Source organism: Herbiconiux sp. A18JL235 (assembly GCF_040939305.1).
Classification (GTDB): domain Bacteria; phylum Actinomycetota; class Actinomycetes; order Actinomycetales; family Microbacteriaceae; genus Herbiconiux.
The window spans coordinates 2,721,677-2,738,056 of the sequence record NZ_CP162511.1 but is presented as its reverse complement, the minus strand read 5'-3'; the positions used below and the strand labels follow the sequence as shown (position 1 = coordinate 2,738,056).

Here is a 16,380-nt window from a genome sequence, read left to right as displayed (position 1 = left end):
AGGGTGGACGATGGCGCGACTCACGAACGGTCAGTTGCAGGAGCTGGTGGAGCGCCTGCAGGCCGAGAACACGCTATTGCGCGACGAGGCCCGTGCTGCCGCCGAGCGCGCGGATGCGGTGCTGGCCGACCGGGCCGCTCCGACTTCCGAGGAGGCGCCCCGTCACCGCCGGCACCGCGGGCGCACCGTCGCATCGGTGGTGCTCGTCGTCATCGGGCTGCTGCTCGCGCCCGTCGCGGTGGTGGGCTCCTGGGCGCAGGGGCAGCTCGTCGACACCGACCGCTTCGTCGCGACCTTCGGCCCGCTGGCCCACGACCCCGACGTGAAGGCGTTCCTGGTCGACCAGGTGATGAGGGTGGTCGACGAGCAGGTCGACTTCGAGCAGTCGACCCGGGAGGTGTTCGAGGCCGTCGACCAGTTGGGGCTGCCGCCCCGCGCATCCGCTGCCCTGCAGGCCCTGGAGACGCCCGCCGCGCTCGGGCTGCGAACCCTGGCGACCACTGTCGTGACGAACTTCGTCGACTCGGAGGCGTTCGAGACCATCTGGCAGCAGACCCTCCGCATCAGTCACCAGCAGCTGGTGGCGGCGCTCACGAACGACCCCGGCAGGGCGCTGTCGATCTCGTCGACGGGGGAGCTCAGCATTCAGCTGGGGCCGATCATCGACGCCGTGAAGGGGGCGATGGTGGCGCAGGGGCTCGGCTTCGCGCAAGCCATCCCGAGCGTCGACATCGGCATCGTGGTGGCACAGTCGGCGAGTCTCAGCCAGCTCACCCTCATCTACGGGCTCGCGGTGGGTGTCGGGCAGTGGCTGCCCGTCGTCGCGCTGCTCTTCCTCGCTGCGGGTGTTGCCGTCGCGAAGCGGCGGGTCGTGACCCTGTTCGCGACCGGGCTCGCGCTGGGGGTGCTGATGGTGCTCCTCGGCATCGCGCTGCGCGTCGGCAACGTCGTGGCGATCGCCTCGACAGCGCAGTACGTTCCGGGCCCCGCCGTGTCGGCCGTCTACGACGGGGTCACCTCGCTCATCGCCTCCACGATCGCCGCGGTCGCGACGCTCGGCTTCACCGTCATGGTCGTCAGCTGGGTGCTGGGGCCCTGGCGACCCGCACCCGCGCTGCGGTCGGCGTTCGGCGAAGGCGTCGGCCGGTTGCGCCGGGTCGGCGACCGGCGCGGCATCTCGACGGGAGCGTTCGGGCGGGCGCTCGGCAGGCAGCGGGTGCTCGTGCAGGTGCTCATCGGGGTGATCGCCGCCGCTGTCATCGTGTTCGTGAGGCCGCTCTCGACCGGGCAGATCGTGTGGACGGCCGTGGTGGCTGTGGTGCTGCTGCTGCTCGTCGAGGTTCTGCAGCGGCCGGCGGGATGGCCGGGCGGCGCCGCCGTGGAGGCGGAGGACGCAGCATCCGTTCCGCCCGGAGGCAAGCCCGCCGGTGGAACCGACGGCGACACGGATGCGGCAGCGGACGACCAGGTCGACGAGAGCACTGTTAGGATGGAACTCCGTGGATGAAGCTCATGACGCGGAACGTACGAACGAGACGAAACTGACGAAGCACATCTTCGTCACAGGGGGTGTCGTCTCCTCTCTCGGCAAAGGCCTCACGGCGGCGAGCCTCGGCAATCTGCTCACCGCACGCGGGCTCCGCGTCGTGATGCAGAAGCTCGACCCCTACCTCAACGTCGACCCGGGAACGATGAACCCGTTCCAGCACGGCGAGGTGTTCGTGACCGACGACGGGGCCGAGACCGACCTCGACATCGGCCACTACGAGCGCTTCCTCGGCATCGACCTCAACCAGGCGGCGAATGTCACCACAGGTCAGATCTACTCCAGCGTCATCGCCAAGGAGCGGCGCGGCGAGTACCTCGGCGACACCGTGCAGGTCATCCCGCACATCACCGACGAGATCAAGCGGCGCATGCGGCTGCAGGCGCACGACGCGTCGCGGCCTGACGTCATTATCACCGAGATCGGCGGCACCGTGGGCGACATCGAGTCGCAGCCGTTCATCGAGTCTGCCCGCCAGGTGCGCCACGAGCTCGGCCGCAAGAACGTGTTCTTCGTGCACGTCTCGCTCGTGCCTTTCATGAACGCCTCCGGCGAGCAGAAGACCAAGCCCACGCAGCACTCGGTGGCGGCCCTGCGCTCCATCGGCATCCAGCCGGATGCTCTGGTGCTGCGCAGCGACCGGCCCGTCTCCGAGAGCAACAAGCGCAAGATCGCGCTCATGTGCGACGTCGACGAGGCGGCTGTCGTGAACGCCGTCGACGTGCCCTCGATCTACGACATCCCGACGATGCTGCACTCGCAGGGTCTCGACGCCTACATCGTCGACCACCTCGACCTGGGCGACGCCACCGGCGACGTCGACTGGACGAGGTGGCAGCCGATCCTGGATGCGGTGCACGAGCCCAAGCACGACGTGACGATCGGACTCGTGGGCAAGTACATCGACCTGCCCGACGCCTACCTTTCGGTGACGGAGGCGCTCCGCGCCGGCGGGTTCGCGCACCGGGCCAAGGTGAAGATCAAGTGGATCCCGTCGGACAACTGCGAGACGCCCGAGGGCGCGGCCCGCGAGCTCTCCGACGTCGACGGCATCTGCGTGCCGGGCGGGTTCGGCGTGCGCGGCATCGAGGGCAAGCTCGGCGCGCTGCAGTTCGCGCGCGAGAACGGCATCCCCACCCTGGGGCTCTGCCTCGGCCTCCAGTGCATGGTGATCGAGTACGCGAGGCACGTCACCGGGCTGCCGGGCGCGTCGTCGAGCGAGTTCGATCCCGACACCGAGTTCCCGGTCATCGCGACGATGGCCGAGCAGGTCGACATCATCGCCGGGGGAGACCTCGGCGGCACGATGCGACTCGGTCTCTACGAGGCCTCACTCGCTTCCGGATCGATCGCGGAGGAGGTCTACGGGGCGTCGAGCGTGTCGGAGCGCCACCGTCACCGCTACGAGGTGAACAACAGCTACCGCGACCAGATCGCCGAGTCGGGGCTGTGGTTCTCCGGGCTGTCACCGAACGGGCACCTGGTGGAGTACGTCGAGCTGCCGCGCGACGTGCATCCGTACTACATCGCTACCCAGGCGCATCCGGAGCTCCGGTCGCGGCCGTCGCGCCCGCATCCGCTGTTCAAGGGGCTCGTGGGAGCGGCGCTCGAGCGCCAGGAGGCCAGCAGGCTGTTCGCCGTGCAGGACGCGGATGCCTGAGACGGGCGGGTCGGGGCCGGCCGAGGGGGCGCGAGGGACGCACGCACTCCTCGCCGATGAGGTGACGTCGGTCGAGGTCTCCTCGAGCGACGTCGTGTTCGACGGTTACATCTGGGACGTGCGGCGGGAGACCTTCGCCTACGGCGACGGCACGCTGCGGCGCGACTTCGTCGACCACCCGGGGGCCGTCGCGGTGTTCGCGCTCGACGACGACGACCGTGTGCTGCTCATCAAGCAGTACCGGCACCCGGTGCGGCGGCGTGAGTGGGAGCCGCCCGCGGGGCTGCTCGACGTGGGCGGGGAGCCGGCGCTCGCCGCGGTGCAGCGCGAGCTCGCCGAGGAGGTCGACCTCGAGGCCGACGAGTGGCACGTGCTGATCGACTACCTGACGACTCCCGGAGGGAACAACGAGGCAATCCGCATCTACCTGGCGCGGGGGCTGCGGCAAGCCGGATCGACCTTCGAGCGGGAGGGCGAGGAGGCCGACATGGAGCAGCGCTGGGTGGGACTCGACGAGCTCGTCGACGCCGTGCTGGCGAGCCGGGTGCAGAACCCGTCGCTCGTGATCGGGGCGCTCGCCGCCCAGGCGTCACGCGCCAGGGGCTGGAGCACGTTGCGGCCCGCCGACGCCGCGTGGCCGGAGCGCCAGGGTGGCTGAGCGCGTGGACGCGCGGAGTTCTCCCCACGAGCCGCCGGGTGGTGCGTCTACGGGAACTGTCGCGCTCTCGGGGCCGGGGAGGCCGGTCCCGCCCGGGGTGGAGCGCTCGATGCAGGCTTTCCTACGGCACGTGACCGTGGAGCGCGGACTGTCGGAGAATACGGTGGCCGCGTATCGGCGGGATCTCGCCCGGTACGCAGGGTGGCTGGCCGAGGCCGGGGTCGACGCGCTCGGCGAGGTGACCGAGGCCGACATCGCCGCCTTCACCCAGGCGCTCCGCACCGGCGACGGTGGGGTGATGAGCGCTGCGTCGGTCGCGCGCATCCTGTCGAGCGTGCGCGGGTTCCACCGGTACCTCGCCGAGGAGGGAGCCGTCGCCACCGACGTCGCCCGCGAGGTGAAGCCGCCGAAGCTCGGGCTGAGGCTGCCGAAGGCCATCAGCATCGAGCAGATGGAGCGGTTGCTCGGCGCGACGGCCGCCGACGACCTGGTGTCGCTGCGCGACCGGGCCCTGCTCGAACTGCTCTACGCCAGCGGGGCGCGCATCTCCGAGCTCGTCGGACTCAACGTCGACGACGTGCACGACGGCGACATGGTGCGGGTCACCGGCAAAGGCAGCAAGCAGCGCATCGTGCCCGTCGGCAGCTACGCCCGTGCCGCCCTGGACACCTATCTCGTGCGCGTGCGACCCGAGCTGTCGAGGCGGGGCACCTCGACGCCGGCGCTCTTCCTCGGCATCCGCGGCCAGCGGCTCAGCCGCCAGGGCGCGTGGCTCGTCATCCAGGCCGCCGCCGAGCGGGCGGGGCTCGAGGTGCACATCTCGCCGCACACCTTCCGGCACTCCTTCGCCACGCACCTGCTGCAGGGCGGGGCCGACGTGCGGGTCGTGCAAGACCTGCTCGGCCACTCCTCCGTCGCCACCACCCAGCTCTACACGCAGCTCACTGCCGACACGCTCATCGACATGTATCTCACCGCGCATCCGCGCGCCCGGTGAGGCAGGAGACCAGGATGCGCCCCGCCCGTTAGAATCGATCAGGCCCGCCGGGATGGCGGGCTGGAACAGGAGTGACGTCGGTGCCGAGCAGGAACACGAGAACGGCCAAGACCGCGGATTCCGAGCTCGACGGCATCGAGGTGGCGAAGCTCGGGCCCACGGGCCGGCCCGTCACGGAGTTCCCGGTGCCCGCGCCCCTGCCCTCGCACGGGCCGGCGCGCATCATCTCGCTCTGCAACCAGAAGGGCGGGGTGGGCAAGACCACCACCTCGGTCAACGTGGGGGCCGCGCTCGCCGAGTACGGCCGGCGTGTGCTCGCCATCGACTTCGACCCGCAGGGGGCGCTGTCGGCGGGGCTCGGGGTGCAGACGCACGACGCCGTCACCATCTACGACCTCCTGATCGGCAACGTCAAAGACCCGCTCGAGGCCATCCAGCCCACGAGCGTTCCCGGGCTCGACATCATCCCGGCGAACATCGATCTCTCGGCCGCCGAGGTGCACCTCGTCAGCGAGGTGGCCCGCGAGTCGATCCTCGCGCGGGTGCTGCGCAAGGTGAGCGACCGGTACGACGTCATCCTCATCGACTGCCAGCCCTCGCTCGGCCTCCTCACCGTGAACGCGCTCACCGCGAGCCACGGCGTGCTCATCCCGCTCGAGTGCGAGTACTTCGCGCTGCGCGGCGTGGCCCTGCTCGTCGAGACCATCGACAAGGTGCGCGACAGGCTGAACCCGGCGCTCGTGCTCGACGGCATCCTCGCCACCATGTACGACCCGCGCACCCTGCACTCGCGCGAGGTGCTCGAGCGCGTGGTGGAGACCTTCGGCGACAAGGTGTTCGAGACGGTGATCGGGCGCACGGTGAAGTTCCCGGATGCGACGGTGGCGGGCAAGCCCATCACCCAGTTCGCACCCGAGCACAACTCCGCCAAGGCGTACAAGCAGCTGGCCAGGGAGCTCGTCGCGCGTGGCGCGATCGCCTGAGCGCCGCGCGGCGGGCGGGCCGGCGGTGGTGCAGGATGCTGCTGCCGCGGTCGACGAGGCCCCCACGGTTCCCGAGGCGGCGCCCGGGTTCTCGCTCAGCCTCGACAACTTCGAGGGGCCGTTCGACCTGCTGCTCTCGCTCATCACCAAGCACGAGCTCGACATCACCGAGGTCTCGCTCAGCCGGGTGACCGACGAGTTCATCGCCTACCTCAAAGGGCTGGACTCCGCGGAGGAGCTCGACCGCGCCTCCGAGTTCCTGGTGGTGGCGGCGACACTGCTCGACCTCAAGATCGTCGGGCTGCTGCCGCAGGGAGAGCTCGTCGACGCCGAAGACGTGGCGCTGCTCGAGGCGCGCGACCTGCTGTTCGCGCGTCTTCTGCAATACCGCGCCTTCAAGGTGGTGTCGGCGTGGCTCGCCGACCGGTTCGAGCAGGAGGCGACACGCTGGCCGCGCGCGGTGCGGCTCGAGGAGAAGTTCAGGCAGCAGACACCGGAACTTGTCTGGACGCTCTCGCCCGACGACTTCGCCGCGCTCGCCGTCGTGGCCATGACACCGCGTGAGCTGCCGGTGGTGGGGCTCGAGCACCTGCACGCGCCGCTCGTGAGCATCCGAGAGCAGGCCGCACACGTGGTGGCGGTGTTGCGGCGGGGCGGGGCGGTGTCGTTCCGGGAGCTGATCGCGGGGATCGTCGAGAAGGGTGTGGTGATCGCGCGGTTCCTCGCGGTGCTCGAGCTGTACCGGCACGCGTCGATCTCGTTCGAGCAGCTGGAGCCGCTCGGCGACCTCACCCTCACCTGGACGGCGGAGGACTGGAGCGAGGAGAACCTCGCGAACCTGGGGGCGGACTATGACAGCTGACGGAGAGACGGTGGCCGAGACCGCCGAGACGGTGCAGGCCGCCGAGACGGTGCAGACCGCCGAGCCTGCGACCGTCGATGTCGACCGGGCGCTGGAGGCGATCTTCATGGTCGCCGACGAGCCGCAGGGGCTCGTGGCGCTCGCCACCGCCGTCGGGCGACCCGTCGCGGTGGTGCGCCAGGCGATCGAGCGACTCGTCGACGACTACGACGGCGTCGCTCCCGGCAGCGTGCGGCGCGGCTTCGAGCTGCGTGAGGTGGCAGGCGGCTGGCGGTTCTACGTGCGCGGCGACTGGGACGGCCTGGTGCGCGACTTCGTCACCACGCAGAACCCGTCGCGGCTGTCGCAGGCGGCGCTCGAGACGCTCTCGGTGATCGCGTACAAGCAGCCCATCTCCCGGGGGGCCGTGGCGAGCATCCGCGCCGTCAACGTCGACTCGGTGGTGCGCACGCTGCTCAGCCGCGGGCTGATCACGGAGGTGTCGACGCAGGCCGAGACGGGCGCCATCCTCTACGGCACGACCGATCTGCTGCTCACGCAGCTCGGCATCAACTCCCTCGACGAGCTGCCCCGCATCTCGCCGCTGCTCGACGACGGCAGCGAAGGTTTCGATGAGACAGGACAGGTGCGATGACTCCGTTCGAGATCCCGCCGTGGAACGACGATCGAGCGCCTGAGGGCGTGCGGCTGCAGAAGGTGATGGCGGCAGCCGGTGTGGCGTCGCGCCGCGTGTCGGAGCAGCTGATCGAGGCCGGGCGGGTCGAGGTGAACGGCGAGATCGTCACCGAGCTCGGGCGGCGCATCGACCCCGCCACCGATCTCGTCGCCGTCGACGGTGTCGCCGTGCAGCTCGACCCCGCCAAGCGCTACGTGATGCTCAACAAGCCCGTCGGTGTCGTGAGTTCCCTCTCCGACGAGCGCGGCCGGCCCGACCTGCGCCGGTTCACCGACTCGTTCGAGGAGCGGCTGTTCAACGTGGGCCGGCTCGACGCCGAGACCAGCGGGCTGCTCATCCTGACCAACGACGGCGATCTCGCGCACGTGCTCGCGCATCCGTCGTTCGGGGTGATGAAGACGTACATCGCGAAGGTGGAGGGGCGGGTGACTCCGCAGACGGTGGCGCGGCTGACCGCGGGCGTGACGCTCGACGACGGGCCGATCGCCGCCGACAAGGCGCGGCTGCTCGACGTGGAGCGGTCGACCTCGCTCGTCGAGCTGACCCTGCACTCGGGGCGCAACCGCATCGTGAGGCGGATGCTCGCCGAGGTCGGGCACCCCGTCGTGGAGCTCGTGCGGCGGTCGTTCGGGCCGCTCAACCTCGGCACGCTGAAGGCCGGCGGGATGCGGGAGCTGAGCAGGGCCGAGGTGGGGGCGCTGCTGACGCTGTCGCGGGACGCCGCGGCGAAGGGAGCGGCGGATGCCGCTGCGGATGCGGCGGCGGATGCGGCGGACGAGCCCGCGGCGCCTGAGAAGCGCGCCTCATCTCACACGAAGAGCACGGCGCCCGCGGGGCAGGGCGCGCCTCGGAAGAAGGGGAAGTAGTCGTGGTGGAGAGCCGGTTGACGGGGCCCGTGCGGGTGGTCGGGGTGGGGTTGCTCGGCACCAGCATCGCGCTCGGACTGCGTGCGCGCGGGGTCGATGTGATCCTGTCGGATGCGTCGCCGACGAATGTGAGCATCGCCATCGACTACGGGGCGGGGCGCCGGACGACCGACGGCGACGAACCGCAGCTCGTCGTGGTGTGCGTGCCGCCCGACGTGACGGCCACGGTCATCGTGCGCGAGCTCTCGGCCTACCCGCGGGCTGTCGTCACCGACGTGGCGAGTGTGAAGCAGCCGATCCTTGATGCGGTGGCCGCCGCGGGCGGTGACCTCACCCGCTACGTGGGGTCGCATCCGCTCGCCGGGCGGGAGAAGGGCGGGCCGATGTCGGGCCGTGCCGACCTGTTCGTGGGGCGCCCGTGGGTGGTGGCCGGGCATCCTGCCATCTCGTACCAGACGGCGGCGGCGGTCGACGACCTCATCCTCGACCTCGGAGCGACCCTCGTCGAGATGACGGCTGCCGACCACGACGCGGGTGTGGCGCTGGTGTCGCACGTGCCGCAGGTGGTGTCGTCGGTGCTGGCGCAGCGGCTCATCGCCGCACCCGACTCGGCGGTGAACCTCGCCGGGCAGGGGCTGCGCGACGTGACGCGCATCGCGGCCAGCGACCCCGAGCTGTGGGTGCAGATCCTCGGCGCCAACGCGCCGCTCGTGGTGGAGCAGCTGCAGCTGTTCCGCGACGACCTCGACCGGTTCATCGGCGCGCTGGCCGACCCGGCCGCGCCGGGAGCGCGGCGGGGCATCGCCGAGGGGCTCGCGGCGGGCAACGCCGGGGTGGCACGGATTCCGGGCAAGCACGGGCAGGACAAGAAGTACGCCTCGCTCGTGGTCATGGTCGACGACAGGCCAGGGGAGCTCGCGCGGCTGTTCGCCGAGGTCGGGGAAGAGGGAGTGAACCTCGAAGATCTGCGGCTCGAGCACTCACCCGGGGCGCAGGTGGGTCTCGCCGAGATCTCGGTGCTGCCCGAGGTGCTCGAGCGGCTGACGGAGGCGCTCGCCGCGCGCGGGTGGAGGATTGCAGGATGAACGAGAGCGAGAGGGAGAGCGGCGTGAGCGTGCGGGAACCCGTCACGGTGGCGGTCGACGGGCCCGCGGGCAGCGGCAAGTCGAGCGTGAGCAGGGCGGCGGCGCGGGAGCTCGGCTTCGGGTACCTCGACACGGGCGCCTCCTACCGGGCGCTCGCCTGGAGCCTGCTGGAGCGGCAGGTCGACGCGGAGGACGCATCCGTCGTCATCGCAGAGCTCGACGACTTCGACTTCCGCATCGGCACCGACCCCGAGCACTACTTCGTGCGAGTGGGCGAGACCGAGGTCACCGACGCCATCCGTGAGCCGCGCGTCACCGCCGTGGTGAGTCTCGTCGCCCGCGTGCCCGAGGTGCGGGTGTGGCTGAACGAGCGGTTCAGGGCGATCGTCGCCGCCTCATCGTTCCCCGGGGTCGTCGTGGAGGGGCGTGACATCACGACGGTGGTGGCTCCGGATGCTCCGGTGCGCATCCTGCTCACGGCCAGTGAAGAGGCTAGAATGGCGAGGCGTTCGAAGGAGTTGACGGGCGAGTCGGCCGAGAAGGTCGGAGCCGCGCTGCGGTCTCGCGATCAGGCGGATTCGCGGGTCGTCGACTTCATGAACGCCGCCGACGGTGTGACCACCGTCGACTCGACCCACCTCGACTTCGACCAGACCGTCGCCCGGGTGGTGGAGGTCGTGCACGACCGCATCGATCTCACGACAACAGGCCGCTCCCACTAGGGCGGGCCCGACAGACAGCGAGGACCTCGCATGGTGGACAAGCAGAATTCGAACGACGAGCTCTCGGGTTACGGCCCGGGCGGCGCCGACGACGTCGACGCCGACGGCGAGGAGTTCGAGGCCGAGGCCGACGACCTCGCCTCGCGGCTCGACGGGGTCGACGACGACCTCGCCGAACAGCGCGCAGCGGCGCTCCGCGCCGGCCTCGACGACTACGAGCTCGACGAGGGCGACCTCGATCTGCTCGAGCTGAGCGACGACTACCCCGACGGGCAGTTCTTCCTGCCCGCACTCCCCGTGCTCGCCATCGTGGGCCGGCCGAACGTGGGCAAGTCGGCGCTCGTGAACCGCATCCTGGGCCGTCGTGAGGCGGTCGTCGAAGACACCCCAGGCGTCACCCGCGACCGCGTGGCCTACAAGGCCGAGTGGGCCGGGCGGCGGTTCACACTGGTCGACACCGGCGGGTGGGAGCCGGATGCCGCGGGCATCAACGCCGCGGTCGCCGCCCAGGCGGAGGTCGCCATCGACCTCGCCGACGTGGTGCTGTTCGTCGTCGACTCCAACGTGGGGGCCACCGCGACCGACGAGCACGTCGTGAAACTGCTCCGTCGTGCCAAGCGGCCGGTCTTCCTCGCCGCGAACAAGGTCGACGACGTGCGGCAGGAGCCCGCTGCCTCCGCGCTCTGGTCGCTCGGGCTCGGCGAGCCGCACCCCGTGTCGGCGCTGCACGGGCGGGGTGTCGCCGACCTGCTCGACCTCGTGATGGAGAAGATGCCCGAGGTGTCGGCCGTTGCGAAGCAGGAGGTGGGCGGGCCGAGGCGCGTCGCCATCCTGGGGCGACCGAACGTGGGCAAGAGCTCGTTGCTCAACAAAGCCGCCGGCGAGGAGCGGGTCGTGGTGAACGAGATGGCCGGCACCACGCGCGACCCCGTCGATGAGCAGATCGAGCTCGGCGGCAAGGTGTGGACCTTCGTCGACACGGCCGGCATCCGCAAGCGGGTGCACCTGCAGCAGGGGGCTGACTTCTATGCGTCGCTGCGCACATCCGCCGCTCTGGAGAAGGCGGAGGTGGCCGTCGTCGTGCTCGACGTCACCGAGCCGATCTCGACCCAAGACCTGCGCATCATCGACCTCGTGCTGGAGTCGGGCCGCGCACTGGTGCTCGCCTTCAACAAGTGGGACCTGCTCGACGACGACCGTCGCCGCTACCTCGAACGCGAGATCGAACAAGACCTGCACCACGTGACGTGGGCGCCCCGGGTGAACATCTCGGCGCGCACCGGGCGGCACCTCGAGAAGCTCGTTCCCGCCCTCGAGCTCGCCCTCGACTCGTGGGACACCCGCATTCCGACCGGCAAGTTCAACGCGTTCCTCGCGGAGCTCACGGCCGCGCATCCGCACCCGGTTCGCGGTGGCAAGCAGCCGCGCATCCTGTTCGGCACCCAGGCGGCATCGCGACCGCCGACCTTCGTGCTGTTCACCACCGGGTTCCTCGACCCGGGGTACCGGCGCTACGTTCAGCGCCGGCTGCGCGAGATCTACGGGTTCGAGGGCTCGCCGATCGTGGTGAACATGCGGGTGCGGGAGAAGCGCAAGCGGTAGCGCGCGCCTCGAGGTGGCCTAGGGCAGGTAGTGCGGGTGGTGGATGAGGCCCGAGGCGCCGATGAGCGGCCCGTCGCCCGAGAGGGCTGACGGGAGAACCCGCACGCCGGGGATGGTGCTGAGCGGGGCGACCTCGTCGACCGCGGCCTGCACGAGGTCGATGTAATCGGGCGACACCTTCGAGAAGCCGCCGCCGATGGCCACGGCCTCGAGGTCGACGAGGGCGCAGACGCTCGCGATGCCCTCGCCCACGGCACGGGCCGAACGCTCGATCGCCGCGCGGGCGAGCGGGTCGCCGGTGGAGGCTGCGGCGGCGAGGTCTTCGCCCGAGGCCCCGGTGAACCCGTGTTCGCGCGCCCAGGCGACGATGTTCGGGCCGGCGGCGATGCCCTCCAGGGTGACGGAGAGGTCGAGCCCGTGGCTGTCGTCAGCGCGGGTGTGCAGCTGGATCTGGCCGACGTGCCCGGCGTTGCCGGTGCGCCCGCTCACGAGCTTGCCCTCGAGCAGCAGTCCGCCGCCGATGCCGGTCGACACGACCATGCCCATGGCATTGCGGCAGCCCTGCAGGGCGCCCGCCCAGAGTTCGGCGAGCAGGATGCACAGGCCGTCGAGGCGCAGCACCACCTGGTCGAGACCCGACCGCTCCCGCACCAGCTCGGCGAGCGGGAACTCGCGCCAGGCATGGAGGTTGAGCGGGGAGACGGTGCCGCGTTCGACGGAGATGGGGCCCGCGCAGCCGACCCCCGCCCCCGCGATGACCGCGCCGGGTGGGGCGGCGGCGAGGGTGGCGTCGATGACGCGGCCCACCGCATCCGCTATCCCGTCGGAGCTGGTGCCGGCCCCGGTGGGGGCGCGGTGGCGGGTGCCGGGCAGCACGGTGGCGTCGGCGGCGACCAGGGCCGATTCGACCTTGGTGCCGCCGACGTCGATCGCCAGTGCGAGGGGAACGGATGCAGGGTGCGGGGCGGCCGCGGAGGGCTCGCCGGACGCATCGGATGGGGTGAGGGGCACCCCTCTATTTCACGGCATGGGAGAGGTCGGGCATGGCACACCACGCGGTGGACAGGACGACGACCGACGAGGTTCGGGCCTCGATGTCGGTGTCGTCGCTGTTCGCCCAGTCTTCGAGCACGCCCACCATGCCTCCCGCTATGAACGCGGCGGCGGTGGGGGTGTCGATGGCGGGGGAGGTGTCGCCTTTCCGCCAGGCGGCGATGCTGAGGGAGGCGAGGTGGAACATGCGGACGAACAGCTCGCGGCGGAAGCCTACGTCGACACGGGTGTTGAACATCATGCGATAGGCGGCGCGGTTCTCAGCCACGTGCTCGAAGGCCTGGCGCACCGCATCCGTGCCGCGGGTGGCGAGCTGGGCGTGGTCGAGTCCGGTGAGGTCGGTGGCCGCGAGGCCCTTTGCACCCTCCGGGTTCTCGGCACTCTCGCCGGCCACACCGGTCGTGCTCCCAGGCGCGGTCTCGGCGGCGACGGATGCGGTGGTGACGGATTCGGGTTCGTCGCCTCCGTTCGTCATATCGTCGAGGACGCTCGCGAAGGAGTCGGCGGCGAAGGCGAAGATGTCGCCGTAATGGCCGTAGAAGGTGGTGCGGTGAACGCCGGCGGTGCGGCACAGTTCGGAGATGCTGATCTCGGTGAGATCGTGCTCACGGAGGAGCTCGAACAGGGCGGTCGTCAAGGCTTCATGGGTTCTCGCCGCTCGGGGTTCGGCGAGGTTGACGGACGCGCCCTGACGTCGGGAAACTACTGCGGGTAAGGCGGTTGACTCGGGCATGGTCAATTATGCAACGGCGAAGTCGGGGAAAACCCCGGTTTTGGACTGTCAGTCCCAAACTCGCTACCTAAATTGGGTGAGAGCGCTGCGGGGGCCGTCCGGGTCATCCCCGCAGCGCATCTCTGGGGTCGATTCTATGCATCCACATGAACGCGCCAGGGCCGTTTCCGGGGCACTCGGGGCTTCTGTTACGGGAGCGTGACTTGTGGACGGTGTTCCTGTCGGGTGCGCTGCCGGGTCGGCGGCGCGAGTGTTCTTCGGGGGCTCGAGAAGGCGCTACTATAGACAAGTTGTTCGGAGCCGCCCGCGGATCCGCATGACATGCCACGGGCTGTGGCGCAGCTTGGTAGCGCACTTGACTGGGGGTCAAGGGGTCGCAGGTTCAAATCCTGTCAGCCCGACAGAAAAGAGGAGAGGGCCGCCCATTCGGGCGGCCCTCTCCTCTTTTCATGACCGCGTCTGCTCCGGCTCTCGGCGCGTCGGTCTGCGCGGTCACGCTGCCGCGATCGTGGCGCCCGTCGCGATCAAGTCAGTCTCGATGTAGAGGCGTGGGGTGAACACGACCGGCCGGGCGTCTTGCACCGCTCTGGTGAACTCGATCTGAAACGAGTAGAGGCCTGGTGCGGGATCATCGAATCTCCACGCTTGATACCGGTACGCGAGTGTGATGTCAGGAACCCATACGGATTCCACGGGCCTGATCAACCATTCTCCGATGACATCGGGGCTCACCTGCAAGGTCGCCCTCCCCGCCGGCAGCCCGGCCGGGATTCGCACGAGGGCCTGAGCCTGCTCCCCATCCGACACCGACGCACGGTCCCAGTACAGCAACGGGACGCCGCCCCCACTTGCCGCGGCAGCGGGGGCGGCAGCCGTCACCGCAACCACGGGCACCGTCCAGGCTGCACCCACCAGCATCGTCCTGCGCGTCACCTCACCCACACCGACCCCCCCTCGCAACTCATCCTTCTTGATTCACTAGAATACCACTTTATTGAAAATGCCTGGTGGGCGAGCGGCCTCAGGAGGTCGCGTCGACGGCGAGTGCAGCCTCACGCGCCCCGCCCCTGCTCCCATCCCTGCTCTCGCGCGCAGGCGCGGCGACGTTCGCGGCGCTGACGACCGCTGCCAGGGTGGCGGAGAGGGAAAAGGGGGCACGACCCGCCGCCCAGGCGGACCCCTCGGGAGTGCGGTACTCGAGCACGGCGAGGAAGCCGGTGACCGCCCCCGATCGGATCTCGCTCTGCTGGATCGAGAGGATCTCGACTGCGATGCCGAGGGTGTCGAGGGCGACGACGAGGGCCTCCACCGCATCCGTACCTCCGTGCACGGAGTGGTGTTCGACCCCATCGACCAGCACGGTGACCGCCGTGTTCGAGGCCGCCTCGTCGGCCCGCGCGGAGATCAGGCGCACCTTCGGATCGGAATCCTCCGGCAGGTACACGGAGGTGAAGATCGCCCAGATGTCGGCGGCGGTGACCTCGTCGCCGGTCGTGTCGGTGTGCTGCTGCACGTGGCGGGAGAGATCGATCTGCAGGCGCCGGGGCAGATCGACCCCGTACTCGGTCTGAAGCAGGTAGGCGATGCCGCCCTTGCCCGATTGCGAGTTCACGCGGATGACGGCGTCGTAGCTCCGCCCGAGGTCTGCCGGGTCGATCGGCAGGTAGGGAACCCGCCATGCGATCTCACCCTCGTCGAGGCCTTCGCCTGCGGCCCGGGCACGGTGCTCGGCGAAACCCTTCTTGATGGCGTCTTGGTGCGTTCCGCTGAATGCGGTGTGCACCAGGTCGCCGACATACGGATGGCGGGGGTGCACCTCGATGCGGTTGCAGTACTCCACGGTGCGGCGGATCTCGTCGATGTCGGAGAAGTCGATCATCGGATCGATGCCCTGCGCGTGCAGGTTGAGCGCGAGGGTCGCGATGTCGACGTTCCCCGTGCGTTCTCCGTTGCCGAAAATGCACCCCTCGACGCGCTGCGCGCCGGCCAGCACGGCGAGCTCGGCGCAGGCGATGCCGGTGCCGCGGTCGTTGTGGGGGTGCACCGAGAGGATGACGCCGTCGCGTCGGGCGAGATGGGTGTGCATGTACTCGATCTGGTCGGCGTACACGTTCGGGGTGGCGATCTCGACCGTGGCAGGGAGGTTCAGGATGACCGGCCTCTCGGGACCGGCATTCCAGAGCTCGGTGATCGCATCGCAGATCTCGATGACGTAGTCGGGCTCGGTGAGGTTGAACACCTCGGGGCTGAACTCGAACCGCACGTTCGGCAGATGGCCTGCGAACTCCAGCACGTCGCGGCCGCCGGCGAGGATCAGCTCGCGCAGCTCGTCGCGGTTCTTGCCCAGCACGGTGTCGCGCCAGATCGGGGCGGTCGCCGTGTACATGTGGATGACGACCTCGTTGCGGATGCCGCGGATCGACTCCACGGTGCGTTCGATCAGGTCTCGACGGGCGGGGGTGAAGACGACGATCGTGACGTCGTCGGGTGCGATGCCGGTGTCGGCGATCAGACGCACGAAGTCGTAGTCGGTCTGCGACGCCGAGGGGTAGCCGACCTCGATCTCGGCGTACCCCATCCGCACCATCAGCTCGAAGAACCGGCGTTTCCGCTCCGGGTCCATCGGTTCGGCCAGGGCCTGGTTGCCGTCGCGCAGGTCGACGGGCACCCAGAGGGGCGCCTGGGTGAGCCGGCGGCTCGGCCAGCGTCGGTCTGCGCCGAGCGGCACGTCGACCCTGGAATAGGCGTCGGCGTACCGATGGGAGGGCATGCCGGATGGGCGCTGACGGTTCCAGGCGCCTGTCGCGGTCGTGGTCGCGGTCGTGGTCGTGGTCGGGGCGGGCATGGGTACTTCCTTCACGGTCTTCAGGCGGGGCAGACCGGCGCGCTGTTCGGCTCCACGACGGGGAGCCGGTCTGGCTACGCCCCGCCGTGGCG

Annotated in this window: 15 protein-coding genes and 1 tRNA gene; 12 read left to right on the top strand and 4 right to left on the bottom strand. The window is 70.1% G+C overall.

The features are described from left to right. Positions 1–10 precede the first annotated feature (10 nt). The 11 genes from ABFY20_RS12800 (at position 11) to der (ending at position 11,657) form a co-directional block, all read left to right on the top strand. Positions 11–1,507 (top strand): hypothetical protein, encoded by a 1,497-nt coding sequence (locus ABFY20_RS12800; RefSeq protein WP_368496630.1) that lies wholly within the window; start codon positions 11–13, stop codon positions 1,505–1,507. Continuing rightward, on the top strand, positions 1,482–3,206 hold the full coding sequence (locus tag ABFY20_RS12795; protein ID WP_368499782.1) for a CTP synthase: 1,725 nt from the start codon (positions 1,482–1,484) through the stop codon (positions 3,204–3,206). Before ABFY20_RS12800 ends, ABFY20_RS12795 begins: the two co-directional genes overlap by 26 nt. Beyond that, positions 3,199–3,864 (top strand): NUDIX domain-containing protein, encoded by a 666-nt coding sequence (locus tag ABFY20_RS12790; RefSeq protein ID WP_368496629.1) that lies wholly within the window; start codon positions 3,199–3,201, stop codon positions 3,862–3,864. The genes ABFY20_RS12795 and ABFY20_RS12790 overlap by 8 nt, the downstream gene beginning before the upstream one ends. A 109-nt stretch (positions 3,865–3,973) precedes the next feature. After that, a complete protein-coding gene (xerD, locus tag ABFY20_RS12785; protein ID WP_368496628.1) occupies positions 3,974–4,861 on the top strand; it encodes a site-specific tyrosine recombinase XerD in 888 nt (295 codons plus the stop codon). A 134-nt stretch (positions 4,862–4,995) separates the two neighbouring features. Further along, on the top strand, positions 4,996–5,844 hold the full coding sequence (locus ABFY20_RS12780; RefSeq protein ID WP_368499781.1) for a ParA family protein: 849 nt from the start codon (positions 4,996–4,998) through the stop codon (positions 5,842–5,844). A 28-nt stretch (positions 5,845–5,872) separates the two neighbouring features. Next, on the top strand, positions 5,873–6,706 hold the full coding sequence (locus ABFY20_RS12775) for a ScpA family protein (protein ID WP_368499780.1): 834 nt from the start codon (positions 5,873–5,875) through the stop codon (positions 6,704–6,706). Beyond that, positions 6,696–7,340, top strand: coding sequence for an SMC-Scp complex subunit ScpB (locus ABFY20_RS12770; RefSeq protein WP_368496627.1), 645 nt, complete (start codon positions 6,696–6,698; stop codon positions 7,338–7,340). Before ABFY20_RS12775 ends, ABFY20_RS12770 begins: the two co-directional genes overlap by 11 nt. Continuing rightward, positions 7,337–8,248, top strand: coding sequence for a pseudouridine synthase (locus ABFY20_RS12765; protein ID WP_368496626.1), 912 nt, complete (start codon positions 7,337–7,339; stop codon positions 8,246–8,248). The genes ABFY20_RS12770 and ABFY20_RS12765 overlap by 4 nt, the downstream gene beginning before the upstream one ends. 2 nt (positions 8,249–8,250) lie before the next feature. Then, entirely contained in the window at positions 8,251–9,333 is a 1,083-nt protein-coding gene (locus ABFY20_RS12760; protein WP_368496625.1) for a prephenate dehydrogenase, read from the top strand. Further along, positions 9,330–10,055, top strand: coding sequence for a (d)CMP kinase (gene cmk, locus ABFY20_RS12755; RefSeq protein WP_368496624.1), 726 nt, complete (start codon positions 9,330–9,332; stop codon positions 10,053–10,055). Before ABFY20_RS12760 ends, cmk begins: the two co-directional genes overlap by 4 nt. A 30-nt stretch (positions 10,056–10,085) precedes the next feature. Continuing rightward, positions 10,086–11,657, top strand: coding sequence for a ribosome biogenesis GTPase Der (der, locus tag ABFY20_RS12750; RefSeq protein WP_368496623.1), 1,572 nt, complete (start codon positions 10,086–10,088; stop codon positions 11,655–11,657). 18 nt (positions 11,658–11,675) lie between these two features. Here the strand turns inward: der and ABFY20_RS12745 are convergent, their stop codons facing one another. Together ABFY20_RS12745 and ABFY20_RS12740 are read right to left on the bottom strand one after the other, a co-directional pair. Next, positions 11,676–12,668, bottom strand: a complete 993-nt coding sequence (locus ABFY20_RS12745) for an ROK family protein (RefSeq protein ID WP_368496622.1) — start codon at positions 12,666–12,668, stop codon at positions 11,676–11,678. Between the two features lie 4 nt (positions 12,669–12,672). Then, entirely contained in the window at positions 12,673–13,347 is a 675-nt protein-coding gene (locus tag ABFY20_RS12740) for a TetR-like C-terminal domain-containing protein (RefSeq protein ID WP_368496621.1), read from the bottom strand. A gap of 423 nt (positions 13,348–13,770) precedes the next feature. On the opposite strand from ABFY20_RS12740, the gene ABFY20_RS12735 reads away from it, so the two are divergent. Continuing rightward, positions 13,771–13,844 (top strand) — tRNA-Pro (locus ABFY20_RS12735). Between the two features lie 91 nt (positions 13,845–13,935). On the opposite strand, the gene ABFY20_RS12730 is transcribed toward ABFY20_RS12735, so the two are convergent. Next, entirely contained in the window at positions 13,936–14,385 is a 450-nt protein-coding gene (locus tag ABFY20_RS12730) for a hypothetical protein (RefSeq protein ID WP_368496620.1), read from the bottom strand. Between the two features lie 79 nt (positions 14,386–14,464). Then, positions 14,465–16,288, bottom strand: coding sequence for a 2-isopropylmalate synthase (locus ABFY20_RS12725; RefSeq protein WP_368496619.1), 1,824 nt, complete (start codon positions 16,286–16,288; stop codon positions 14,465–14,467). Positions 16,289–16,380 lie beyond the last annotated feature (92 nt).

Bases quoted from the DNA above. Each gene is read 5' to 3' on its own strand.
- ABFY20_RS12800 (WP_368496630.1), top strand. From the start codon at position 11: ATGGCGCGACTCACGAACGGTCAGTTGCAGGAGCTGGTGGAGCGCCTG.
- ABFY20_RS12790 (WP_368496629.1), top strand. From the start codon at position 3,199: ATGCCTGAGACGGGCGGGTCGGGGCCGGCCGAGGGGGCGCGAGGGACG.
- xerD (WP_368496628.1), top strand. From the start codon at position 3,974: ATGCAGGCTTTCCTACGGCACGTGACCGTGGAGCGCGGACTGTCGGAG.
- ABFY20_RS12770 (WP_368496627.1), top strand. From the start codon at position 6,696: ATGACAGCTGACGGAGAGACGGTGGCCGAGACCGCCGAGACGGTGCAG.
- ABFY20_RS12765 (WP_368496626.1), top strand. From the start codon at position 7,337: ATGACTCCGTTCGAGATCCCGCCGTGGAACGACGATCGAGCGCCTGAG.
- cmk (WP_368496624.1), top strand. From the start codon at position 9,330: ATGAACGAGAGCGAGAGGGAGAGCGGCGTGAGCGTGCGGGAACCCGTC.
- der (WP_368496623.1), top strand. From the start codon at position 10,086: ATGGTGGACAAGCAGAATTCGAACGACGAGCTCTCGGGTTACGGCCCG.
- ABFY20_RS12725 (WP_368496619.1), bottom strand. From the start codon at position 16,288: ATGCCCGCCCCGACCACGACCACGACCGCGACCACGACCGCGACAGGC.